This window comes from Streptomyces sp. NPDC007971 (assembly GCF_042958635.1).
In the GTDB taxonomy this organism is placed as follows: Bacteria; Actinomycetota; Actinomycetes; order Streptomycetales; family Streptomycetaceae; genus Streptomyces.
This window is the reverse complement of record NZ_JBIBJK010000024.1, coordinates 19,666-42,091: the sequence shown is the minus strand read 5'-3', so window position 1 is coordinate 42,091 and position 22,426 is coordinate 19,666. Positions and strand designations below refer to the sequence as shown.

Annotated in this window: 23 protein-coding genes; 9 read left to right on the top strand and 14 right to left on the bottom strand. The window is 71.9% G+C overall.

Annotated features, from left to right (window positions below; genetic code table 11):
- Nucleotides 1-70 precede the first annotated feature (70 nt).
- The 3 genes from ACFZCP_RS37620 to ACFZCP_RS37610 all read left to right on the top strand — a co-directional run bounded on the left by ACFZCP_RS37620 (nucleotide 71) and on the right by ACFZCP_RS37610 (nucleotide 2,300).
- Complete coding sequence (locus tag ACFZCP_RS37620) at nucleotides 71-1,225, top strand: acyl-CoA dehydrogenase family protein (protein ID WP_391438354.1); 1,155 nt, start codon at nucleotides 71-73, stop codon at nucleotides 1,223-1,225.
- A 60-nt stretch (nucleotides 1,226-1,285) separates the two neighbouring features.
- Nucleotides 1,286-1,573 carry a YiaA/YiaB family inner membrane protein gene (locus tag ACFZCP_RS37615; RefSeq protein WP_362695944.1) on the top strand — a complete coding sequence of 96 codons (288 nt, stop codon included), beginning with the start codon at nucleotides 1,286-1,288 and terminating at the stop codon, nucleotides 1,571-1,573.
- 103 nt (nucleotides 1,574-1,676) lie between these two features.
- On the top strand, nucleotides 1,677-2,300 hold the full coding sequence (locus ACFZCP_RS37610; RefSeq protein WP_362695942.1) for a TetR/AcrR family transcriptional regulator: 624 nt from the start codon (nucleotides 1,677-1,679) through the stop codon (nucleotides 2,298-2,300).
- Between the two features lie 12 nt (nucleotides 2,301-2,312).
- Here ACFZCP_RS37610 and ACFZCP_RS37605 read toward each other — a convergent pair whose 3' ends face one another.
- The gene (locus ACFZCP_RS37605) at nucleotides 2,313-2,774 is read right to left on the bottom strand and encodes a MaoC/PaaZ C-terminal domain-containing protein (protein WP_391438199.1); all 462 of its coding nucleotides are present in this window, start codon (nucleotides 2,772-2,774) and stop codon (nucleotides 2,313-2,315) included.
- Between the two features lie 105 nt (nucleotides 2,775-2,879).
- Between ACFZCP_RS37605 and soxR the strand changes: the two genes are divergently transcribed.
- A complete protein-coding gene (gene soxR / locus ACFZCP_RS37600) occupies nucleotides 2,880-3,338 on the top strand; it encodes a redox-sensitive transcriptional activator SoxR (protein ID WP_362695938.1) in 459 nt (152 codons plus the stop codon).
- Between the two features lie 260 nt (nucleotides 3,339-3,598).
- Here soxR and ACFZCP_RS37595 read toward each other — a convergent pair whose 3' ends face one another.
- The 3 genes from ACFZCP_RS37595 to ACFZCP_RS37585 all read right to left on the bottom strand — a co-directional run bounded on the left by ACFZCP_RS37595 (nucleotide 3,599) and on the right by ACFZCP_RS37585 (nucleotide 6,424).
- Nucleotides 3,599-4,666 carry an RNA ligase (ATP) gene (locus tag ACFZCP_RS37595; protein ID WP_391438198.1) on the bottom strand — a complete coding sequence of 356 codons (1,068 nt, stop codon included), beginning with the start codon at nucleotides 4,664-4,666 and terminating at the stop codon, nucleotides 3,599-3,601.
- A gap of 301 nt (nucleotides 4,667-4,967) precedes the next feature.
- Nucleotides 4,968-5,696, bottom strand: a complete 729-nt coding sequence (locus ACFZCP_RS37590) for a 3-keto-5-aminohexanoate cleavage protein (protein ID WP_391438197.1) — start codon at nucleotides 5,694-5,696, stop codon at nucleotides 4,968-4,970.
- 125 nt (nucleotides 5,697-5,821) lie between these two features.
- Nucleotides 5,822-6,424, bottom strand: a complete 603-nt coding sequence (locus ACFZCP_RS37585; RefSeq protein ID WP_391438196.1) for a hypothetical protein — start codon at nucleotides 6,422-6,424, stop codon at nucleotides 5,822-5,824.
- Nucleotides 6,425-6,680: 256 nt separating this feature from the next.
- On the opposite strand from ACFZCP_RS37585, the gene ACFZCP_RS37580 reads away from it, so the two are divergent.
- Nucleotides 6,681-9,470, top strand: coding sequence for a penicillin acylase family protein (locus ACFZCP_RS37580; protein ID WP_391438195.1), 2,790 nt, complete (start codon nucleotides 6,681-6,683; stop codon nucleotides 9,468-9,470).
- 183 nt (nucleotides 9,471-9,653) lie between these two features.
- Here the strand turns inward: ACFZCP_RS37580 and ACFZCP_RS37575 are convergent, their stop codons facing one another.
- Both ACFZCP_RS37575 and ACFZCP_RS37570 read right to left on the bottom strand, forming a co-directional pair.
- Nucleotides 9,654-10,943, bottom strand: coding sequence for a serine-threonine protein kinase (locus tag ACFZCP_RS37575; RefSeq protein WP_391438194.1), 1,290 nt, complete (start codon nucleotides 10,941-10,943; stop codon nucleotides 9,654-9,656).
- An 82-nt stretch (nucleotides 10,944-11,025) separates the two neighbouring features.
- Nucleotides 11,026-12,252, bottom strand: coding sequence for an exo-beta-N-acetylmuramidase NamZ domain-containing protein (locus ACFZCP_RS37570; RefSeq protein WP_391438193.1), 1,227 nt, complete (start codon nucleotides 12,250-12,252; stop codon nucleotides 11,026-11,028).
- A 166-nt stretch (nucleotides 12,253-12,418) separates the two neighbouring features.
- Between ACFZCP_RS37570 and ACFZCP_RS37565 the strand changes: the two genes are divergently transcribed.
- Genes ACFZCP_RS37565 through ACFZCP_RS37555 form a run of 3 tightly spaced genes read left to right on the top strand, consistent with a single transcriptional unit; the run spans nucleotide 12,419 to nucleotide 15,487 of the window.
- Nucleotides 12,419-13,192, top strand: a complete 774-nt coding sequence (locus tag ACFZCP_RS37565) for an SDR family NAD(P)-dependent oxidoreductase (RefSeq protein WP_391438192.1) — start codon at nucleotides 12,419-12,421, stop codon at nucleotides 13,190-13,192.
- Nucleotides 13,189-14,868: an AMP-binding protein gene (locus ACFZCP_RS37560; protein WP_391438191.1), complete on the top strand. Its 1,680-nt coding sequence runs from the start codon at nucleotides 13,189-13,191 to the stop codon at nucleotides 14,866-14,868. The genes ACFZCP_RS37565 and ACFZCP_RS37560 overlap by 4 nt, the downstream gene beginning before the upstream one ends.
- A 25-nt stretch (nucleotides 14,869-14,893) precedes the next feature.
- Entirely contained in the window at nucleotides 14,894-15,487 is a 594-nt protein-coding gene (locus ACFZCP_RS37555) for a TetR family transcriptional regulator (protein WP_391438190.1), read from the top strand.
- 176 nt (nucleotides 15,488-15,663) lie between these two features.
- On the opposite strand, the gene ACFZCP_RS37550 is transcribed toward ACFZCP_RS37555, so the two are convergent.
- From ACFZCP_RS37550 to ACFZCP_RS37515, 8 genes are all read right to left on the bottom strand, one after another.
- Entirely contained in the window at nucleotides 15,664-16,878 is a 1,215-nt protein-coding gene (locus tag ACFZCP_RS37550) for an acyl-CoA dehydrogenase family protein (RefSeq protein WP_362695918.1), read from the bottom strand.
- Between the two features lie 6 nt (nucleotides 16,879-16,884).
- A complete protein-coding gene (locus tag ACFZCP_RS37545; protein WP_391438189.1) occupies nucleotides 16,885-17,907 on the bottom strand; it encodes a phosphotransferase in 1,023 nt (340 codons plus the stop codon).
- 216 nt (nucleotides 17,908-18,123) lie between these two features.
- Nucleotides 18,124-18,423, bottom strand: a complete 300-nt coding sequence (locus ACFZCP_RS37540; RefSeq protein ID WP_362695914.1) for a hypothetical protein — start codon at nucleotides 18,421-18,423, stop codon at nucleotides 18,124-18,126.
- A gap of 199 nt (nucleotides 18,424-18,622) precedes the next feature.
- Entirely contained in the window at nucleotides 18,623-18,946 is a 324-nt protein-coding gene (locus ACFZCP_RS37535; RefSeq protein ID WP_391438188.1) for a DUF202 domain-containing protein, read from the bottom strand.
- On the bottom strand, nucleotides 18,934-19,326 hold the full coding sequence (locus ACFZCP_RS37530; protein ID WP_391438187.1) for a DUF202 domain-containing protein: 393 nt from the start codon (nucleotides 19,324-19,326) through the stop codon (nucleotides 18,934-18,936). Before ACFZCP_RS37530 ends, ACFZCP_RS37535 begins: the two co-directional genes overlap by 13 nt.
- A gap of 21 nt (nucleotides 19,327-19,347) precedes the next feature.
- Entirely contained in the window at nucleotides 19,348-19,863 is a 516-nt protein-coding gene (locus ACFZCP_RS37525; protein WP_391438186.1) for an NUDIX domain-containing protein, read from the bottom strand.
- 32 nt (nucleotides 19,864-19,895) lie between these two features.
- Nucleotides 19,896-20,807: a DMT family transporter gene (locus ACFZCP_RS37520; RefSeq protein ID WP_362695906.1), complete on the bottom strand. Its 912-nt coding sequence runs from the start codon at nucleotides 20,805-20,807 to the stop codon at nucleotides 19,896-19,898.
- Between the two features lie 449 nt (nucleotides 20,808-21,256).
- Nucleotides 21,257-21,565, bottom strand: coding sequence for a hypothetical protein (locus tag ACFZCP_RS37515; RefSeq protein WP_391438384.1), 309 nt, complete (start codon nucleotides 21,563-21,565; stop codon nucleotides 21,257-21,259).
- Here ACFZCP_RS37515 and ACFZCP_RS37510 point away from each other — a divergent pair.
- Nucleotides 21,470-22,363, top strand: coding sequence for a hypothetical protein (locus ACFZCP_RS37510; RefSeq protein WP_391438351.1), 894 nt, complete (start codon nucleotides 21,470-21,472; stop codon nucleotides 22,361-22,363). The two genes, ACFZCP_RS37515 and ACFZCP_RS37510, sit on opposite strands and share 96 nt — an antisense overlap.
- The last annotated feature ends 63 nt before the right edge of the window (nucleotides 22,364-22,426 follow it).

Here is a 22,426-nt window from a genome sequence, read left to right as displayed (position 1 = left end):
TCCCTGGAAACTAGCAGTGCTAATTTAAATGTATAGTTTTCAAGATTCCGTCTGTTGGGGTGATCACGTGGTGAACCTGGAGCTGAGCGAGGAGCAGGCCGCCGTACGGCAGCTCGCCCGGGACTTCGTGGAGCGCGAGATCGCTCCGCACGTGGTCGCCTGGGACCGGGCCGAGGAGGTCGACCGGGCGATCGTGAAGAAGCTCGGCGACGTGGGCTTCCTCGGCCTGACCCTCGACGAGGAGTACGGCGGCTCGGGTGGTGATCACCTGGCGTACTGCCTGGTCACCGAGGAGCTGGGCCGGGGCGACTCCTCGGTCCGCGGCATCGTCTCCGTCTCGTTGGGCCTGGTCGCCAAGTCGATCGCCGCATGGGGGAGCGAGGAGCAGAAGCGGCGCTGGCTGCCGGGGCTGACCGCCGGCGAGTACGTCGGCTGCTTCGGCCTCACCGAACCCGGCACCGGTTCCGACGCGGGCAACCTCACCACGCGCGCGGTGCGCGAGGGCGGGGGAGACTACGTCCTCAACGGCACCAAGATGTTCATCACCAACGGCACCTGGGCCGATGTCGTCCTCCTCTTCGCCCGCTCCACCGACGCCCCCGGCCACCAGGGCGTCTCCGCCTTCCTCGTCCCCGCCGACGCGCCCGGGCTGACCCGCCGCACCATCCACGGCAAGCTCGGCCTGCGCGGCCAGGCCACCGCCGAGCTGGTGCTGCAGGACGTCCGGGTGCCCGCCTCGGCGATGATCGGGGAGGAGGGCAAGGGCTTCTCGGTCGCCATGTCGGCGTTGGCCAAGGGGCGGATGTCGGTGGCCGCGGGCTGCGTCGGCCTGGCCCAGGCGGCGCTCGACGCCGCCGTGCGGTACGCGGGAGAGCGTGAGCAGTTCGGCAAGCCCATCGCCCGCCATCAGCTGGTGCAGGAGCTGATCAGCGACATCGCCGTCGACGTGGACGCGGCCCGGCTGCTCACCTGGCGGGTGGCCGACCTGATCGACCGCGGCCGGCCGTTCGCCGTCGAGTCCTCCAAGGCCAAGCTGTTCGCCTCCGAGGCCGCCGTGCGCGCCGCCAACAACGCCCTGCAGGTCTTCGGCGGCTACGGCTACATCGACGAGTACCCGGTCGGCAAACTCCTGCGCGACGCCCGTGTGATGACCCTCTACGAGGGCACCAGCCAGATCCAGAAGCTGCTCATAGGGCGGGCGCTGACCGGGGTCTCCGCCTTCTGAGTACCCGTCTGAGTATCCCGGCGGATGTGGCGTGCGCCACGTCCGCCGATGCTGGCTGCCATGAGTGACGCACCGGTCAAGCAGCAGAGCACGGCCGCCTTCTACGGTCAGGCCGTCGCATCCTTCTCGGTCGCCATGGCGGCCACCGCCATCGGCATCCTCCGCCTGGCAGCCGACGCCTGGGTGCGGGGCTTCCTGGCGATCGCCGTCCTGTACCTCGTCACCTCGGCCTTCACCCTCGCCAAGGTGATCCGGGACCGTCAGGAGGCCGGGCAGATCGTCAGCCGGGTCGATCAGGCCCGTCTGGACAGGCTGCTCGCCGAGCACGATCCCTTCGAGAAGCTCTGAGGTGCTGTGAGAAGCTCATGGAGCCTGCGGGCGGCACACTAAGCGAGCGCTCACTTTCGGCGGTATGGTGTTACCTCCTGTCACCGAAAGGGGCGAGCGAGCGATGAGTACGGCGCAGGAAACGGCCGGCGGCGAGGTCGAGCCGTGGGAAGAGGTCACCCCTGACGCGGCCCGGCGGCTCCTCATCGCCGCCGTGGAGGCATTCGCGGAGCGCGGCTACCACGCGACGACGACACGCGACATCGCGGGTCGCGCCGGCATGAGCCCGGCCGCTCTCTACATCCACTACAAGACCAAGGAAGAGCTGCTCCACCGGATCAGCCGGATCGGCCACGACAGGGCCCTGGACATCCTGCGGACGGCGGCCGGGCGGGAGGGCAGTGCCGCGGAGCGGCTGGCCGACGCCGTCAGCTCCTTCGTCCGCTGGCACGCCGGGCGGCGCACCACCGCCCGGGTCGTGCAGTACGAACTCGACGCACTCGGCCCCGAGGCCCGCGCCGAGATCGTCGCACTGCGCCGCCAGGTCGACGCCGAGGTGCGCGGGATCATCGAGGACGGCGTGGCCTCGGGCGAGTTCGACGTGCTTGACGTGCAGGGCACCACGCTCGCCGTGCTGTCGCTGTGCATCGACGTGGCCCGCTGGTTCACCGTGGACGGGCCGCGCACCCCCGAGGAGGTCGGCGCACTCTACGCCGACCTCGTGCTGCGGATGGTGGGCGCCCGCTAGGGCGCCTCGGGCTCAGAGGTAGTAGCGGGAGACCGACTCCGCCACGCAGACCGGCTTGTCGCCGCCCTCGCGCTCGACGCTGAAGGCGACGGTCACCTGGACGCCGCCCTTGACGTCCTCGACGCCGGTGATCGTCGCGGTGGCGCGCAGCCGCGAGCCGACCGGTACCGGAGCGGGGAAACGGACCTTGTTCGTCCCGTAGTTGACGCCCATCGTCACGCCCTCGACCCTGATCAGCTGCGGCCCGAAGAGTGGCAGCAGCGAGAGGGTCAGGTAGCCGTGGGCGATGGTGGTCCCGAACGGTCCCGTGGCGGCCCGCTCCGGATCCACGTGGATCCACTGGTGGTCACCGGTGGCCTCCGCGAACAGATCGATCCGCTTCTGGTCGATCTCCAGCCAGTCCGTGTGGCCCAGCTGCTCGCCCACGGCGGCCTTCAGCTCGTCGGGGGAGGTGAAGGTCCTCGGTTCTGCCATGTTCCCGGCCTCTCGCTCGCGTGTCTAAGCAACTGCTTAGCATGCTCGGGTGAGGGGCGCCTGTCAACGGACCGCGGCCTGCGCCGGGTCGGTAGTCTCTGAGGAGTGCCCCAGATTCCCGAGAAGATCCACGAGCTGACCGTCGGACAGCTGTCCGCGCGCAGCGGTGCGGCCGTCTCCGCCCTGCACTTCTACGAGTCCAAGGGCCTGATCACCAGCCGCCGCACCTCGGGCAACCAGCGGCGCTACACCCGTGACACCCTGCGCCGGGTCGCCTTCGTCCGCGCCGCCCAGCGGGTCGGCATCCCCCTGGCCACGATCCGCGAGGCCCTCGCGCAGCTGCCCGAGGAGCGTACGCCGACGCGCGACGACTGGGCCCGTCTGTCCGAGGCGTGGCGCTCCGAACTGGACGAACGCATCAAGCAGCTGAACCGTCTGCGGGATCACCTCACCGACTGCATCGGCTGCGGGTGCCTGTCCCTGAGCACGTGCGTGCTGTCCAACCCGGACGATGTGTTCGGCGAGCGGAGGGCGGGGTCGCGCCTGATGCCCGAGGGGCGCTGAGCGCGGGGTCGGCCGCCGCGGTCGGGGGCGTTGTGGGTGCGGCCCGTCTGCGTCTGCGGGCGCGCTGTGGCTGTTTGCGCAGTTCCCTGCGCCCCTAGGGGGTTGCGGCACTGGTCGGCTGTGTGGCCATGTAGTTCCCCGAGCCCCTTCGGGGGGTGTAGTCCTCGTCGGTTGTGTGGCTACGCAGTTTCCCGCGGGGCCAGGGAGTTGCAGCCCCCGTCGGCTTTGTGGCCGGCGGAGGCTGCGGGCAGTCGTGGTGCCTACTCGTACTCCGTGCCGCCCTTGCGCGTCAGGTACGCCGGGCTGACCGCCTTGGCGATCGCCCGGCCCCCGGTCACCGGGCTGTACCGTTCCTCGGCGGGCCGTATCACCACGCCCTCCCGCAGATGCAGCTCCCGCCCGGACACGGTCTCCCGCCCGCTCGCGACCTCCAGCACCCGCTCGATGTCGTACGGGCCCGAGAACAGCCTGGGCACCAGGGGCAGTTCTCCTTCCAGCACCTCTGCCGCGTCCAGCCACCGCACGGCCCCGTCGATCTCCGCCGACACGTCGAACGCCGCGTACCCGAGCGTCTCCCGGCGGCCGTCGGCCCCGTACGTCAGGTCCTGCACCCCGGCGCCGAACACCTCCCCGAAGATGCCGACCCGGCGTGCCCCCAGCCGCTCGCAGAGCCTCGCCGCGGCCTCGGCGACGCCGTGTCCCCGTATCGCCCGCCAGTAGAGGTTGCGCGGGTCCTCCTTCAGGGCCAGGGACTTCGCCCCGAAGCCCTTGGAGGACACGTACACCCGGTCCTCGTCGGCGAGATAGGTCAGCAGGCACGCCGAGCCGTGCAGCTTCTCCGTCAGGACGACCGGCTCGCCCGGCGTGAAGATGTCCGGGTAGCGCTGGATGTTCTCGATGTCGACCCACGGCAGCAGGCCGGGAGCGGACTCCACCTCTCCGTTCATGGTCGGAGGGATCGGCGGCACCCACTTGGTGATGCCCAGCCGCTCGGCGAAGTCGGTCCCCTCGGCCGCCGCCCGCACCAGATCGACGTCCGTGAGCGCCTTCGGCCGGCACACGATGCCCTGGGACAGCTCGCCGCGCAGCCGCACCGCCTTGACCCGGTTGGCCTCGCCGCCCGCCAGCCGCCCGGTCAGTCCCAGCTCCTCGATCAGCCCGGACGGAAGCACGGACTGCTCGGGGATGTAGAGGGCGGCCTCGCCGGTGCGGTAGGCGCCCTTGGCGACGACGGCCCGGTACAGGCCGACCTGGGCCAGTTCGAGCGCATCGGCATTCGGATGCTCGTGGACGGTCAGCACTTCGGCGGTGACGCGCAGCGTCGACATCTGGGGACTCCTCGGTTCCTCAGTCCGTTTTCATCGGCACCCACTCTCCGCACGGGAAACGGCTGGAGCGACCGGATTTGACCCTGCTAGGGTCGCGCTCTTCGGCCGGCGGGCGAGCGCTGATGACCGACAGCCCGGCGCGAGGTCCCGGACGGGACCGAACTCCCCTGCCTGCGGCCGTACTTGACGCCGTCCACGCGGCCGCCGGCGCCGTCCTCGACGGACCCGCCGGCCCCGCACAGAACGGCTGCGCGCCCCGGGGGGCGGACCCGGCGATGCGGGCGCGGCCGGTCGGGCTGCCCTACGAGGGACGCTGGAGCGACCCGTACTGGACCAGCCCCTCGGTCACCAACTGGGCGTTGGACAGCGCCCGTTCGCCGTCGGGCAGGAGAAGCGTGTCCGCCAGTCCCGTGCGGGTGGCCAGGCCCAGTCGTCCGGCGAGCCGCAGCACCGGCCAGGCACCGCCCTCCTCGCCGTGCAGCAGGACCGGACGGCCGTGTGCGTCACCGAGGGCGGCCAGCAGGGCGTGCGCCGTGGTCCGCGCGGTCGCCGGGTCGGGGTCGGTCACCTCCGCCAGCACCCGCAGCACCCGCGGTCCGAGCGGCGAGGCCGCGAACCGGGCCGCTCCGTCCGTGCCCGACCGGATGCCGGCCTCCACGCCGATGCCCATGGTGAGGAGCTGCTCGGCGACCTTCTCGGCGCCCGGCTCGTGCCAGTCGACCGAGGCGAAGTCGGGCAGCACCGACCAGGAACGGACGCGTTCGAACCGGATCTCGGGGTCGGGTGCGGCCCAGGCCCCCGTCGTCACGCCGACCGGCACACGCACCCGTTCGCGCAGCGCGCCGAGGGTCGGCCCGACCACACGCGGGGACAGACTGCCGCGCCCGCACGGCGTCCTGGGACGGACGTGGACCTCAGTGGCCCCGGCCGCGACGGCCTCGGCCGCGGACCGCGCCAACTCCTGCGGGGACAACGGCACCGCCGCACCGTCGGCGGCCGAGCGGCGCCCGTTGAGACAGACCTGAACCATGTTTCGATGGTGCCCGCAGGCACCGGCAACGGACCCACCCGTGCGAGCCGTGCCCGACGGCCGCTCGCGGCAAGGGGTGCGGCATCCCCCGGCGCACCCCCCGGTTCCACCCCCCACCTCGCTGGTCAGGCCGACATCAGCAGCATCCCCCGCCTGGCGTGGGCCAGGGCCTGGGACGTGAGCACGGGACGGGGCACGAGGATCCCGCAGTCCGTGCAGACCGGACCGGACGAAGGCTCGTGGTCCAGGCCGTACTTCCACACAAGGCGCTCGCCGCCGCACACCGGGCAGGACGAGCCCGGTTCACGGTTCAGCGCGGCTATGAGCCGGCGCAGCACCTCGGCCAGGGGCGCGTCGGGGTGGACCCGCGGGTCGTCGCACCAGGCGACGCCGAACCCGCCCCAGGTCAGCCGGTGCCAGTCGTCCACGCTGCCCGGCCGGCGCAGCCCGCCGTGCTTCTCCTTCTTGCGGCGCTCGGCGAACTCGGCCTCATAGCCGAGCCAGACCGCCCGCGCCGCCTCCAGCTCCTCCAGCGCGGCCACGAGCCGCACCGGGTCGGGGGACCGGTCCTCCGGACCGAACCCGGCCCGGGAGCACAGATGGTCCCAGGTCGCGCGGTGCCCGTAGGGAGCGAACCGCTCCAGGCACTTGCGCAGTGAGTAGCGTCGCAGTGCCAGATCGCACCGCGGATCGCGCACCTGTCTCGCCAGACTTCGGAATCCGGCCATCGCCCTGCACCTCCGTCGCACCTGCGCCTGTACTTCGGTCACTTCGGCGTCGCCGTACGTGTTCCTCGCGACGCCGCCGAGTAGACGTATCGACACACGATTCGGCTCCATCCGATTTCCGATGCCCTCCCATAAGGCGCCCCGGGTTGACCGCCGGGCATCGACTCCAATGACTCCAAAAGTTGACGCATGTTCATCTTCAATCCCGGGGATACCGGCGGTAACGTCCGGCCCACCCCCGTCGGGAGGAGCTGCCATGCCACGGCGCGCCCCACGCAACGTGCTGTTCGACAAACTGAGAACTCCCCGCAAGCGCACTGGGTTCCTGAAAGCCGCATCCGTCTGTGTCCTGATCGCCGGCCTGCTCTCCCCGCTGACCCAGGCAGCGGCGGCGGAACATGCCACGGCCTCGAACGACTACTGCGGCGGCCAGTGTTCCGACATCCTGCCGCCCGGCGAGAACGGCAATGCCACCCTCGCCCAGATCCTGCTCAACCAGGCCTTCGGCACCCAGCCCGCACACGCCGAGGACCAGCTCGGCCCCTATGCCAACCTGGCCACCGGCTACTCGGGCCTCACCGATACGAAGATCAACACCTTCTTCAACGACGCGTCGTTCGGGGTCCCCTCCGACCAGGTGGCCTCCACCGAGAAGCCGGCCGGCCGCAGTGACGTCACCATCGTCCGGGACAAGAAGGCCGGTGTGCCGCACATCACAGGCACCACCCGCTACGGCACCGAGTTCGGCGCGGGATACGCGGCCGCCGAGGACCGGCTGTGGCTGATGGACGTCTTCCGGCACGTGGGCCGCGGCCAGCTGACCGGCTTCGCCGGCGGCGCGCCCTCCAACCAGGGCCTGGAGCAGGAGTTCTACCGCAACGCCCCGTACACCGAGGCCGACCTGCAGGCGCAGATCGACAACGCCGTGTCGAAGAACGGCGCGCGCGGCCAGCAGGCGATCGCCGACGTGAACGCCTACCTCGACGGCGTCAACTCCTACATCGACGCCTCCGACAGCGGCCGCTACTTCCCCGGTGAGTACGACCTCACCGGTCACAAGGACGCGATCACCAACGCCGGCACCATCGACCACTTCAAGGTCACCGACCTCGTTGCGCTGGCCTCGGTCATCGGCTCGCTGTTCGGCTCCGGCGGGGGCGGCGAGGTCAACAACGCCCTCTCCCTGATGGCCGCCCAGTCCAAGTACGGCGTGGAGCAGGGCACCAAGGTCTGGGAGTCCTTCCGCGAGCGCAACGACGCCGAGGCCGCCCTCACCGTCCACAACGGCGAGAGCTTCCCGTACGCCTCCAGGCCCGACGATCCCAAGGGCGAGGCCCTGCCCGACCCCGGCTCGGTGACCCAGGAGCCGCTGGTCTACGACCGCACCGGCAGCGCCGCCACCGCGAAGGCCAAGAACACCTCGACGTCGGCCGCGAAGAGCACGCTCAGCTCCGCCAGACGCGGGATGTCCAACGCCCTCGTGGTCAGCGGCAAGTACACCGCCAGCGGTCACCCCATCGCCGTCTTCGGGCCGCAGACCGGCTACTTCGCCCCGCAGCTGCTCATGCTCCAGGAGATCCAGGGGCCCGGCATCAGCGCCCGGGGCGCCTCCTTCGCCGGTCTGAGCATGTACGTCGAGCTCGGCCGCGGCCAGGACTACTCCTGGAGTGCGACCACCTCCGGCCAGGACATCATCGACACCTATGCCGTCGAGCTGTGCCAGGACGACTACCACTACCTGTACCACGGCACCTGCACGGCCATGGACAAGGTCGAGCAGAAGAACGCCTGGAAGCCGACCCTGGCCGACGGCACGGCGGCGGGGTCGTACACGATGCGTGTGTGGCGGACGAAGTACGGGCCGGTCGAGTACCGGGCCACCGTCGGCGGCAAGAAGGTCGCCTACACCAGCCTGCGCTCCTCCTATCTGCACGAAGCCGACTCGATCATCGGCTTCCAGATGCTGAACGACCCCGACTACGTCAAGGGCCCCAAGGACTTCCAGAGCGCGGCCCAGCACATCAACTACACCTTCAACTGGTTCTACGCCGACTCGCAGCACACCGCTTACTACAACAGCGGTGACAACCCGGTGCGGGCCTTTGGCGTCGACGCCGAGTTCCCGGTGTGGGGGCAGCCCGCGTACGAGTGGCGGAACTGGGACCCGGCCACCAACACGGCCGACTACACCCCGGCCTCCGCCCACCCCAACTCGGTCGACCAGGACTACTACATCTCCTGGAACAACAAGCAGGCCAAGGACTACACGACCGCGTCGTGGGGCGACGGATCGGTGCACCGCGGCAACCTGCTGGAGGACCGGGTGAAGAAGCTGGTCACGGCCGGCGGGGTGACCCGGACCAAGCTGGTGCAGGCCATGGCGGACGCGGCCCTCGCGGACCTGCGCGCCGAGGACGTGCTGCCGAAGCTGCTGAAGGTGATCAACTCCTCCGCGGTGACCGACCCGACGGCCGCCGACGCCGTGAACAAGCTCCAGGCGTGGGTGAGCGCGGGTGCCAGGCGCACGGAGACCTCGGCGGGTTCGAAGACGTACGCGAACGCCGACGCGATCCGCATCCTGGACGGCTGGTGGCCGCTGCTGGTGAAGGGCGAGTTCGAACCCGGCCTGGGCAGTGACCTGTACACCGCGTTCACCGGCAACCTGCCCGTGGACGAGGCGCCGTCCGCCGGACACGGCCCGACCGGCTCGCACGCCGGAAGCTCCTTCCAGTACGGCTGGTGGAGCTATGTCGACAAGGACATCCGGGCGGTGCTCGGGGAGTCCGTGCAGGGCGGACTCGCCCAGAAGTACTGCGGCGACGGCAGCCTCGGCGCCTGCCGGGACATGCTGATCAGCACCCTGAAGCAGGCCGCCGGCCTGACCGCCGCCCAGGTCTACCCGGGCGACGACCTGTGCTCCGCCGGCGACCAGTGGTGTGCCGACTCGATCAACCAGCGCACCCTGGGCGGCATCAAGCACGGCAAGATCAGCTGGCAGAACCGGCCGACCTTCCAGCAGGTCGTGGAGTACACCTCGCATCGCTGAGGAACCGTACGAGGAACCGCTGAGGAACCGCATGAGGACCGTATGAGGGACCGCTGAGGAACCGTACGAGGACCGCATGAGGGGCCGCTGAGGGATCGAGGAACCGCTGAGGCGCTGCCGACGCGTTCCTGGAGCACTGCCGGGGCGCCGCCGAGGCGCCCGTGGGACGGCGCCGGCGGCGGGTCAGGTGATACGGCCCGCCGCCAGCACCACCCGTGCCAGCTCGGGGTGCAGGATGTCGCTGTGCGCCCCGGCCGGCGGGCCCCCGCGCCGCACGACCGCGGCCGCGTCGACGTTCACACAGCCCGAGGCGGGCAGCGCCCCGTTCAGCGCCGCGGCGAGGTCCAGCGCGGCGGTGCCCGCAACCGCCTGCACCCCGTCATGGCCCATGGCGCCCCACTCGGCGCCCAGCACCGCCGCGAGGTCGAGGCCCAGCAACGAGCTGCTGTCGCCCGCGAGACGCGAGGCGAGCGGGTAGAAGGTTCCCAGTGCCGCGTCGAAGTGCGAGTGACAGCACACCAGCGGGCCGTCGATGAGGTGCTGCCGGTCCTTGAGCGCGCCCGCGGTGTCCCGGTCCTGGGGCAGCCGGGTCGCGAACGCGTAGTGCGAGAACGCCCCTTGGAGCAGCGTCACGGACTTCACCGTGCGTACCCCCGCGGGCAGCCCGCGCAGCGCGAACGACACCAGCCGGCCGCCGAAGCTGTGTCCGACCAGATGCACCCGCACACCGGACGCCGCACGGGCCAACTGCCCGACGACGGGCCCCAGTCCGTGCTCGCCGACCGTCCCGGCCCGCCGCTTCATCGCGTAGTACGCCGCCTGCCGCAGCAGTTCCTTGGCGCCCTCCCAGGGGTTCGGCAGGGTGAAACCCTCGGGTGCCCCGGGCGAGGTGAGCCCGCCCAGGGCCGCGGCGAACTCCGCGCAGGCGGCCGCGGTGTCCGCGCCGAACACCGAGGGCTCGCCCGGCTGCGAGGTGTCCGCCGCGGACGGCTGCGGCACCCCGGCCAGCTGCCGGGCCAGCCGCCCGAACTCCGCAAGCCCCTCGTCGCCGCCCGGCCGTTCGTCCAGCAGCCCGGCCAGCCGGCCGACCGCGGCGGCCTGGTCGGGGAAGGCCGCGAGCAGAGCCCGGCGGGTGTCCTCGTCCAGTGCCGGGCCCGGTGCCGCCGTGGCCGTCACGGACCTGGGGAAGTCCGGGATCGGCTCGTCGCAGAACCGCATCGACGGCCAGATCACGCCCACGTACCCGATCCGCGCCTTCGGGGCGAGCTTCGGGACAGGGGCGAAGAAGTGCCGGTACAGCGCGGTCGCGCCCGAACGGTCGTTGTTCCAGCCGTGCGCGAAGACGATCAGGTCACGGACACCGTGGTCCGTGACCTGCTCCAGCAGCCGGTCGCGTTCGGGGCCGTCCACGTCCCCGTCCGCGTCGAAGGTCAGCTCCCAGTAGGGAGTCACACTCATTCCAGGCTCCGCCATGTCAGGCTCCCTCGTCCCCCCGAAACGATGCGATATGGGCGCATCGTCCTGCGACGGGGCGGAGTTGGCCATACACGGCGGGTCACTTGTAGAGCAGATATTTCCTTCGGACGCTCCGGAACGCCGTCAGCTCCTCCTGCCAGGCGCCGGCCACCTCGTCGGTGTCCGCGCCCGCGTCGATCATCGTCCGCACCCGGGCCGAGCCGGTGAGCTTGTCGATCCAGTCGTCGGGGCGCCAGGCGAAGCCGCTCCAGGCCTTCCTGGCGGTCACCAGCAGGGCGATCCCGGTGCGGACGGGGTCGTAGGAGGTGCGGTCGTGCACATGGACCTGCACGCCTCCCACGGTCTTGCCCGCGAACTTGGAGAAGGTGGGCGCGAAGTACGCCTCCCGGAACCGCACGCCCGGCAGCCCGAGTTCGTTGACCGCGGCGGCCCACCGGCCGTCGATCCCGTCGGCGCCGAGCAGCTCGAAGGGCCGGGTCGTGCCGCGCCCCTCGGAGAGGTTGGTGCCCTCGAACAGGCAGGTGCCCGAGTACACCAGCGCGGTGTCCGGGGTCGGCATGTTCGGGCTCGGCGGCACCCAGGGCAGGCTCCAGGCGTCGTAGAACCGCGTACGGCTCCAGCCGGTCATCAGGACGGTCTCCAGCGGGACGGGCGCGCTCAGGAACTCCCCGTTGAACAGCCGGGCCAGCTCGGCCACGGTCATGCCGTGCGCCTGCGCGATCGGCTGCCGGCCGACGAAGGTGGCGAACTCCTTGTGCAGGACGGGGCCCTGGGCCGAGCGTCCGGTGACCGGATTCGGACGGTCGAGGACGACGAACCGCTTGCCCGCGAGCCCGGCCGCCTCCATGCAGTCGTACAGCGTCCAGATGTACGTGTAGAAGCGCGCGCCCACGTCCTGGATGTCGAAGACGACCGTGTCGACGCCGGAGGCGGTGAAGATGTCGGCGAGGGGGCGGCCGCTCTTCAGGTAGGTGTCGTAGACCGGCAGGCCGGTCGCCGGGTCGTCGTAGCGGCCCTCGGAGCCGCCCGCCTGGGCCGTGCCGCGGAAGCCGTGCTCGGGACCGAAGACGGCGGTCAGCCTCACCCGGTGGTCGGCGTGCATGACGTCGACGATGTGGCGGGTGTCCCGGGTGATGCCCGTCGGATTGGTGACGATGCCGACCCTGCGGCCGGCGAGGAGGGCGTAACCGTCGGCCGACAGGCGCTCGAAGCCGGTCCTCAGCCCGCCGTCGGCCGTGGTCGCCGGTGTGCCGAGCGAGGCGGTGGCCGTGGCCGCCGCGAGTAAGGCCCTTCTGGACAGGTGCATGGCGTGACCTCCGTGGGTGGGAAGGTGCAGACCGAGTCTGGCCGGTCCCGCACCTCCCCGCGCCCCCTGAGTTGGGCCGGATGCTCTTTCCTTCCTACATACCGACTGGTTAGTCTGGGCCGCCGGAGTCGATGTGTGCCGCGCGAAGTCGTGTCGAAGGAGACCGATGGTGGAAGCCGTTCAGGATGCGGGAGTGGTCGTCACCGGAGCGGGTGGCGGGATCGGGGCCGCGCTGGCCCGCAGGTTCGCCGCCGAGGGTGCCCGCGTGGTGGTGAACGACCTCGACGCCGGCAAGGCCGAGGCGGTGGCGCGGGAGATAGGCGGGACCGCCGTGCCCGGTGACGCCTCGGCGATCGTCGGCGACGCCCGTGACGCGCTCGGCGGGACCGTGGACGTCTTCTGCGCCAACGCCGGCGTCGCCTTCGAGGACACGGCGGCCGGCGGGAGCCTCGACGAGAACTCCTGGGCACTGTCCTGGGACGTCAACGTGATGGCGCACGTCCGCGCGGCCCACGCGCTGCTGCCGCAGTGGCTGGAGCGCGGGCGCGGCCGGTTCGTCTCCACGGTCTCGGCCGCCGGACTCCTCACCATGATCGGCGCCCCCTCCTACAGCGTCACCAAGCACGGCGCACTGGCCTTCGCGGAGTGGCTGTCCCTCACCTACCGCCACCGGGGCCTCAAGGTCCACGCCATCTGCCCCCAGGGCGTCCGCACCGACATGCTGGCCGCCACCGGCCGCGCGGGCGACCTGGTCCTGCAGCCCACCGCGATCGAGCCGGAGGCGGTCGCCGACGCCCTCTTCCGCGGCATCGAGGAGGACCGCTTCCTGATCCTGCCGCACCCCGAGGTCGCCGAGTACTATCAGGCGCGGGCCGCCACCCCCGACCGCTGGCTGGCCGGCATGAGCCACATCCAGCAGAAGTGGGAGGCCGCCCGGTGAGCGCCTCCCGCTACGCGGCCCGGCCCTGGCTCGCCCTGCTCAGCGAGGCCCAGCGCGAGCCGGTCCGGCCCGCCGACTCCCTCGTGCACGCCCTGCGCCACGCCGTCGCCGAGGCCCCCGACCGCACCTTCCTCGCCTACTTCGACGCCCGTCTGAGCTACCGCGAGGTCGACGAGCTGTCCGACGCGGTGGCCGCCCACCTCGCCGGGCGCGGACTGGAGCGCGGGGACCGGGTCGCCGTCCTGCTCCAGAACTCCCCGCACTTCGTGCTGGCCGTCCTCGGCGCCTGGAAGGCGGGCGCGACCGTCGTGCCCGTCAACCCCATGTACAAGTCGGCCGAGGTCGGCCACGTCCTGCGGGACGGCGAGGTCGCCGCGCTGATCTGCTCCGACCGCGCCTGGGAGGCGTACCTGCGGGAGACAGCCGCCGACTCGCCGGTGCGGATCGTGCTCACCGGGTGCGAGCTGGACTTCCAGACGCGTGACGACGCCCGCGTGCTCGGCTTCGAGCGGCTGCCCCAGGCACCCGACGCCGACGACCTGGCCACCGTCGCCCGGCAGGGCGGCACGGCACCCGGGGGCCGCACCCCGGGCCCCGGGGACGTCGCCCTGATCAGCTACACCTCGGGGACCAGCGGCACCCCGAAGGGCGCCACCAACACGCACGGCAACATCATGCACAACGCCGAGCGCCAGCGGACGGGGCTCGGCCTGCCCGAGGGGCCCGTCTACTACGCGCTCGCCCCGCTGTTCCACATCACCGGCATGGTCTGCCAGTTCGGCGCCTGCCTGAACAGCACGGGCACCCTGGTGCTCGGATACCGCTTCGAGCCCGGTGTAGTCCTGGAGGCGTTCGCCGAGCACCGCCCGCACTACACGGTCGGCCCCTCCACCGCCTATCTGGCCCTCGCCGCCCACCCCGGCGTCACCCGCGAGCACTTCGCCTCCTTCGTGAACCTCTCCTCGGGCGGCGCCCCCGTGCCGCCCGCCCTGGTGGAGAGGTTCCGCGAGCGCTTCGGGCCGTACATCCGCGTCGGCTACGGCCTCACCGAGTGCAGCGGCCCGTGCGCCGCCGTCCCGCCCGGCCTGGAGGCGCCCGTCGACCCGGTCTCCGGGACGCTGGCGGTCGGCGTGCCCGGCGCGGACACCGTCGTGCGCATCGTGGACGAGCGGGGCGAGGAGGTCCCCTTCGGCGAGCAGGGCGAGATCGTCGTCCGGGGGCCCCAGGTGGTCCCCGGCTACCGGCGGCGCCCCGAGGCCACCGCGGAGACCTTCCCGGACGGCGAGCTGCGCACCGGTGACATCGGCTTCATGGACGCACAGGGCTGGCTGTACGTCGTGGACCGCAAGAAGGACATGATCAACGCGTCCGGGTTCAAGGTGTGGCCGCGCGAGGTCGAGGACGTCCTCTACACCCATCCGGCGGTGCGCGAGGCGGCCGTCGTGGGCGTGCCGGACGGCTACCGGGGGGAGACCGTCCGGGCCTACGTCAGCCTGCGTCCGGGCGTGCAGGCGGACCCGGATGAACTTGCGATGTACTGCAAGGAGAGACTGGCCGCCTACAAATATCCGCGCCAGGTGGAGATCCTGCCCGACTTGCCCAAGACGGCGAGTGGGAAGATCCTCCGTCGGGAGCTGCGTTCCCAGGCGCAGGGCAGTGGCAGCGACAGTCGGTAGTACGACGGAAAGGCAGGTGGCGGCAGTGCCCAGGACGACGGACGGAGACGGCACGCCCGTCCCGCAGCGGCTGCTGAACGCTGCCACCCGCCTCTTCGCCGAGCAGGGCTACGACCGCACCTCGGTGCAGGAGATCGTGGAGGCGGCCGGCGTCACCAAGGGTGCGCTCTACCACTACTTCGGCTCCAAGGACGACCTTCTGCACGAGGTGTACGCGCGGGTGCTCCGCGTCCAGCAGGAGCGGTTGGACGCGTTCGCGGACGCGGACGAGCCGGTGGAGAAGCGGGTGCGGGACGCGGCGGCGGACGTCGTGGTCACGACGATCGAGAACCTCGACGACGCGATGATCTTCTTCCGCTCAATGCACCACCTGAGCCCGGAGAAGAACAAGCAGGTGCGCGCGGAGCGCAGGCGCTACCACGAACGCTTCCGTGCGCTCATCGAGGAGGGCCAGCGCGAGGGCGTCTTCTCCATGGCGACCCCCGCCGACCTGGTCGTGGACTACCACTTCGGCTCGGTCCACCACCTGTCGACCTGGTACCGCCCCGGCGGCCCGCTCACCCCCCAGCAGGTCGCCGACCACCTGGCCGACCTGCTGCTGCGGGCCCTGCGCCCGTAGCCCCGCGGGCATGTCGGAAGTTTCCGTCGTACAGGTACGCCCCGCGGTCACACCGGCAAGCCCCGCTGTACCGGTAGGCCCGCGGACACGCCGGTACGCCGCGTTGTACCGATGGACCCCGTGGACACACGGAAAGGGGCGGTCGCCCGTGGCGACCGCCCCTTTCCGTGTGTCTGCTAGAGGTACTTCTTCAACTCCCGCCGCGCCAGCGAGCGCTGGTGCACCTCGTCCGGGCCGTCGGCGATCATCAGGGTGCGCGCCCCCGCATACAGCTCGGCCAGCGGGAAGTCCTGGCTCACACCGCCCGCGCCGTACAGCTGGATGGCGCGGTCGAGGATCCCCACCACCGCGCGGGGCGTGGCGATCTTGATGGACTGGATCTCGGTGTGCGCGCCCCGGTTGCCGACGGTGTCCATCAGCCAGGCCGTCTTCAGCACCAGCAGCCGCAGCTGCTCGACCGTCACCCGGGCGTCGGCGATCCAGTTGTGGACCACGCCCTGCTGGGCCAGCGCCTTGCCGAACGCCGTACGGGACACGGCCCGCCGGCACATCAGCTCGATCGCCCGCTCGGCCATGCCGATCAGCCGCATGCAGTGGTGGATCCGGCCGGGGCCGAGCCGCGCCTGGGCGATGGCGAAGCCGCCGCCCTCTTCGCCGATCAGGTGGGTGACGGGCACGCGCGCGTGGTCGAAGACCACCTCGGCGTGGCCGCCGTGGGAGTGGTCCTCGTAGCCGAAGACCTGCATCGCGCGCTTCACGGTGACGCCCGGGGTGTCCCGCGGCACCAGGATCATCGACTGCTGACGGCGGATGTCCGGGCCGTCCGGGTCGGTCTTGCCCATCACGATGAAGATCTTGCAGTCGGGGTTCATCGCCCCGGAGATGTACCACTTGCGGCCGGTGACGACGTACTCGTCGCCGTCGCGCTCGATGTGCGTGGTGATGTTGGTGGCGTCGGAGGAGGCGACCTCCGGCTCGGTCATCGCGAACGCCGAGCGGATCTCACCGGCCAGCAGCGGCTCCAGCCACTGCTTCTTCTGCCGCTCGTCGCCGAACTGGGCGAGCACCTCCATGTTGCCGGTGTCCGGCGCCGCGCAGTTGAGGGCCGTCGGCGCGAGGTGCGGGGAGCGGCCGGTGATCTCGGCGAGCGGCGCGTACTGGAGGTTCGTCAGCCCGGCGCCGTACTCGGCGTCGGGGAGGAACAGATTCCACAGACCCTGCCTGCGGGCCTGTGCCTTCAGCTCCTCGACCACGGCCGGGGTGTCCCAGGGGGAGGCCAGCGCTGCCCGCTGCTCCTCGGCCACCGCCTCGGCCGGATAGACGTACTCGTCCATGAAGGCGAGCAGCCTGCCGCGCAGCTCCTCCGTACGCGCGTCGAACGCGAAGTCCATGTCCGGTCAGCCTTCCTGAAGAGTGGTCAGTCCGTGGTCGATGAAGACGGGCACGAGGTCGCCGATCCGGTCGAAGCCGCGCCCGACCGTCTGGCCGAGCGTGTACCGGTAGTGGATGCCCTCCAGGATCACGGCGAGCTTGAACCAGGCGAAGGCCGTGTACCAGGAGATGGCGCAGACGTCGCGTCCCGAGCGTGCGGCGTACCGCTCGATCAGCTCCTGCGGGGACGGGTGCCCCGGAGCCTCGGCGGTGGTGGACACGGGCGACTGGGCCATGCCGAGCGGCTGGGAGTACATCACCAGCAGGCCCAGGTCGGTCAGCGGGTCGCCGAGGGTCGACATCTCCCAGTCCAGGATCGCGTTGATCCGGTCGTCCGGGCCGATCAGCACGTTGTCGAGACGGTAGTCGCCGTGCACCACGGCGGGCGCGGGGGAGACGGGCAGGGCACGCCCGAGGGCCGCGTGCAGCTCGTCGATGCCGGCCAGGTCGCGGTTGCGGGAGGCGTCCAGCTGCTTGCCCCAGCGGCGCAGCTGCCGGTCCAGGAAGCCCTCCGGGCGGCCGAAGTCCGCGAGGCCCACCTCGGCCGGGTCCACCGCGTGCAGTTCGACCAGCGTGTCCACCAGGGACAGCACCGCGTTGCGGGTGCGCTCCGGGCCCAGCGGGGCGAGCTGGTCCGCCGTGCGGTACGGGGTGCCCTCGACGAACTCCATGACGTAGAACGGCGCTCCGAGCACCTCCTCGTCCTCGCACAGCAGGACCGGACGGGGGACCGGCACCCGGGTCGGGTGCAGCGCGCTGATCACCCGGTGCTCGCGCTTCATGTCGTGGGCGGTGGCCAGCACATGGCCGAGCGGCGGCCGCCGGACCACCCACCGGGCGGTGCCGTCGGTCACCGCGTAGGTGAGGTTCGACCGTCCGCCCTCGATCAGCCGCCCGGTCAGGGGGCCGGCCGTCAGACCGGGCCGCTCGCGGTCGAGCAGGCCGCGCAGCCGGTCGAGATCGAGTCCGGGCGGGTGGTCGGCGCTCATACATCACTCCTGAGAACGGGTGAACAGCAACGCGACTCATGATGCCGACCGGTCGGTATGCCGTCCAGTGGATCCGCTCAAGGTGGCGGGAAACGTGACCGGAGCCACGATAGGCCGACGGCTCCCCGGTGCACTGTCCCGGGGAGCCGTCGGCCCCGACCTCCGGCCGACAGGATCAGTGGCCGTCCCATCGGCCCCGGCTTCCGGCCGGCGCGGTCAGTGGTCGTCCCAGTGGCCCTCGTGCTCGGCGTGCCGGTGTCCGTCGTGGAGGTAGTCGACGTGGTCGCCGTGCTGCACGCGCGCGTGCCCGCACTCCTCGTGGTGCACGTGCTCGTGGTCCGCGTGCGGGGTGTGACCGGTCGGCTCGCACTCGTCCCAGTGGTCGCCGTGCTCACGGTGCAGGTGTCCGTCGTGCAGGTAGTCGAGGTGATCGCCGTGGCGCACCGCCGTGTGCCCGCAGTCCGGGCCGTGGCGGTGCGTGCCGTGCGCGGTGTGCTCCTGGTGGAGGGTGGTCATGGTGCTCACCTTCGGGTGGTACGGGGGCATGACGTCGGCAAGGCTGCCACGCGAAAGGCTTATATCCGGGCATTACGATCGTGTGGCGTGCGAGTGCCCCGGACGGCCCCCAGGCCGTCCCTGGATCATCCCTGGGCCATGAGGCCATCCCTGGACCATGAGGCTGTCCCTGGACCGTCCCTGGACCATGAGGCCGTCCCTAGACCACGAGCACGGCTGCGCACACCGCCATCGCCACCGCGCACAGCACCGCCGCCGTCGCGTGCCGGGGCGCCAGCGCGGCCGGGCGGGGGCCCGACGCCAGGGTGCGGATACGGTCGTGGGCCACCCACAGGAACCCCAGCCAGAGCGCACAGCACAGCGCGCACACCGCGAGCCCGGCGGCCGAGACCCCGGCGTGCAGTGCGGTCCGCACGGCGAGTACGGCCGCCACGGTGCTGGACAGCGTCGTACGCCGCCAGGCCAGGCGGGTCCGCTCCGGCTGCAGCCCCGGATCCCGCCCCTGCGTGCTCACCCCTCCCATCCCACCAGCACCACCACGACCATCGCGACGGCCACCACCGCGACCACCAGGCCCAGCAGCGCCGGGAACCGGGAGGCCGGCAGGTCCTCGCCCCGGCGCATCGCCCGCTCGCAGCGCACCCAGTGGTTCACCGCGCGCAGCGAGCACAGCACACCGGCGCCGAGCAGCGCGAGCGCGAGGCCGACCCGCCACGCCCAGCGCAGGTCCGGCAGGAACTGGTCCACCGCGAAACCCCCGCCGATCAGCGCGAGCGCGGTCCGCAACCAGGCCAGAAACGTGCGCTCGTTCGCCAGCGAGAACCGGTAGTCGGGGGTGCTGCCCTCTTCCCGTACCTGCTCCGGCGCGAACCACAGCCGGACGGTCCGTACGAATTCGATCACGCCGAGGACCCTACCGGGGCCTCAGCGGGCGGCCCGGAACGCCCTCAGCCGCTCGTACGCAGCGAGCCCGTCCGGCACCCACTCCCACGCGCCGAGCCGCCGCTCGACCTCGTCCTCGGCCAGGAAGTCGTGCCACTGGACCTCCTCCTTCTGGGGGTGCACCTCAAGTTCGCAGCGCACCTCGTACACCGCCGACCACCAGCTCTTCCCGGCCCCGTCGTCGTACAGGAACTTGAAGAGGAACTCCGGCCGGGGCAGGCCGGTGACCCCCAGCTCCTCCTCGGCCTCCCGCAGCGCCGCCTCGTCGTAGGACTCGCCCGCCCCCACGACTCCGCCGACGAACATGTCGTAGAGGGAGGGGAACACCAGCTTGGTGGCGGTGCGGCGGTGGACGAAGAGACGCCCGGCCGCGTCCCGGGCCTGGATGAAGACGCACCGGTGCCGCAGGCCCCGGGCGTACGCCTCGCCGCGCCGGACCCGGTCGACTACCCGGTCGTGCTCGTCGACGATGTCGAGGATCTCCTCAGCAGGGTTCATGCCCGTATCCAAGCAGGTGCCCGACGGGCGGTTCAGCGGGGCTGGAGGTCGCGGGCGGGCTCCGCGCGTCCCGTGCCGCGCGGCATCGCCGGGTGCAGCCCGAGCAGCACGATCCCCGCGACGATCGCCGCGAGCCCGGCCGCCTCCCAGGCCAGCGCGCCGGTGTCGGTGCGCAGCCGGTCGCCGAGGAAGCCCACCCCGCACAGGATCCCGGCGAGCGGCTGGGCCGCGGTCAGCGCGGGCAGCGACATGCGCAGGGGAGCCGTCTCGAAGGCGCTCTGGACCAGCACGAGACCGGTGACGCCGAGCGCCAGTACGCCGTACGGCTGCCAGCCGGTCAGCAGTTGCGTGAGGCCGCCGGCGGCGAAGCGCGTTCCGCTCACCCGGGTCAGTGCGTCCTGGACGCCGTACAGGAGTCCCGCGGCGGTGGCCAGCAGGACCGGGCCCCAGCTCAGCCGGGACCGCTTTGCGTACGTCGTGAGGACCATGGCCGCGCCCAGCGTCGCACCGATGATCAGCCAGTGCCGCAGCGGGTCGGTGACGGCGTGGCCGGCGCGTGGTTCGCCCGCCACGATGAATGTGGTCACGCCCCCGGCGAGCAGGGCGAGGCCCGTCCAGCCCTGGCGGCCCAGGGGCTGCTTGGTCTGGTGGCGGGACAGGCCGAGCGCGAACAGCAGGTTCGTCGCGAGCAGCGGCTCGACCAGCGAGATCTCACCCTTGCCGAGGGCGATCGCACCGAGGGCCATGCCGGCCACCATCAGGGCGATGCCGCCCAGCCACCGCGGCACCCGCATCAGGTCCAGCAGCAGCCGGAAGGACAGGAAGTCGCCGAGCGGTGCCTTCTGGGCGGCGTTCTGCTGGAGCACGAACCCGAAGCCCACGCAACAGGCGGCACTCACGGCGAGAAGGAGAACCGGAACGGACACGCTGCGTACCTCGATCATCGGCCGGACCACGGACGCGTGAGGGCCGACTCTAGCGTTCCCGGGGCCGCATTGCCCCGGACAGTGCCCGGAACCGGGCAGGTTGGCCGGTCACGCCGCGCGGCCGGTCGCAAGGGCGACCGTGGGCGGCATGACCGTGCGGCCATGGTGTGCCGCATGTCCGGCCTGCGCCATGGCGTACGCCACAGAAATCCGCCCTTGCGTCGCCTCCGCGGGACCGCAACCAGGTCACCCGTGTCTCAAGTGCCCCTTGCGGCAGGGAGGTTGAAGCCGACAACACCCCGGTTCCGCTTGACGCAAACCTTGGCGGGGGGTTTGCTGTGCGTGATCGGTCGATGGCAGCCCGAGAAACAGGAAGTCCTGCGGTGCCCCCACCCCTGCCCCTGCTCGGCACTCGCCGCGCCCCCACGGACCAGTCCGGCGAGTCCGCCCCGGACGACTCCGGCGCGTTATCCGATGCCCTTGCCCAAGCCGGTGCCCTTGCCCAGGCCGGTGCCCTTGCCCAGGCCGGTGCCCTTGCCCAGGCCGGCGCCCTCGCTCCGCCCGGCACTGTCGCCCAGGCCGGCGCCGTCGCTCCGCCCGGTGCCCTCGCCCAGGCCGGTGTATCCGCCCCGGCCGGTGCCCTCGACGACGCTCACGACGACGCCCTCGACGACGCCGAACTGCGCACCGCACGCGCCGCGTTGGCCCAGGGCCGCTGGCAGGCCGCCCGCTCGCTCCTGCTGCACACCGGCGACGACTGGGACCGCCGCGGCCACCGTGTCACCGTGCTCGCCGCACAGCCGTACGCCGCCGCCTGGGCCCGGGAGTGGCAGCTCGCCGAGCCGGGCTCCGCCGACGCAGCCACCCTGTTCGCCCTGACCCTGGTCCACCGCGCCCTCGGCGGCAAGGAGGAGGCCGGCCGGGCCCGCGAGGCCTGCTCCGCCGCCGCCGCGTTCGCCCCCGCCGACCCCACCCCCCTGCTCGGCCGGCTCCTGCTGGCGCGCACCATGGGCCCGGAGAGCGAGCTGCTGCGCACCTTCGCCGAACTGCGCGACCGCCACCCCGAGCACCACCACGCCCACCATCTGCTGGTCGCCCGTCTCGCCGAGCGGCCCCAGGGCGGCCGGGCCGAGTCCCACGAGGTGTACGACCTCGCCGAGCGGGCCGCCGCCGAGGCCCCCGCCGACTCACCGCTGGCCGTCCTGCCGGTGGTCGCGTACGCCGAGCGCTACCGCGTCCTGGCCGCCACCGGCCTCGCCCCTGCGGACCCGGCCGCGTCCGGGCACTGGTCGGGCCCCCGCGCCCGGCGGATCCTGCGGGCGTGCTTCGACTGGTGGCTGGAGTGGGAGCACGACGACCACCCCCGCCGCCACGTGGACCTCAACCACCTGGCCTTCGCCATGTCCTGCGCAGGCCGGCCGGCCGAGGCGGCCGCCCTGTTCCAGCGCATCGGCCGCCACGCCACCCGGGCCCCCTGGTCCTATGCGCACCGCGACGGGTGGCAGTCCTTCCGCACCGCCCGGCACCGCGCACTCGGCAGGACGTCCGAAGAAGCGTCCCCATCCGGACCGTAGGCCCCCGCGAGCCGCTCCCGGCCGGCCCACCGGTGTTCGCGAGCCGCTCCCGGCCGGCCCACC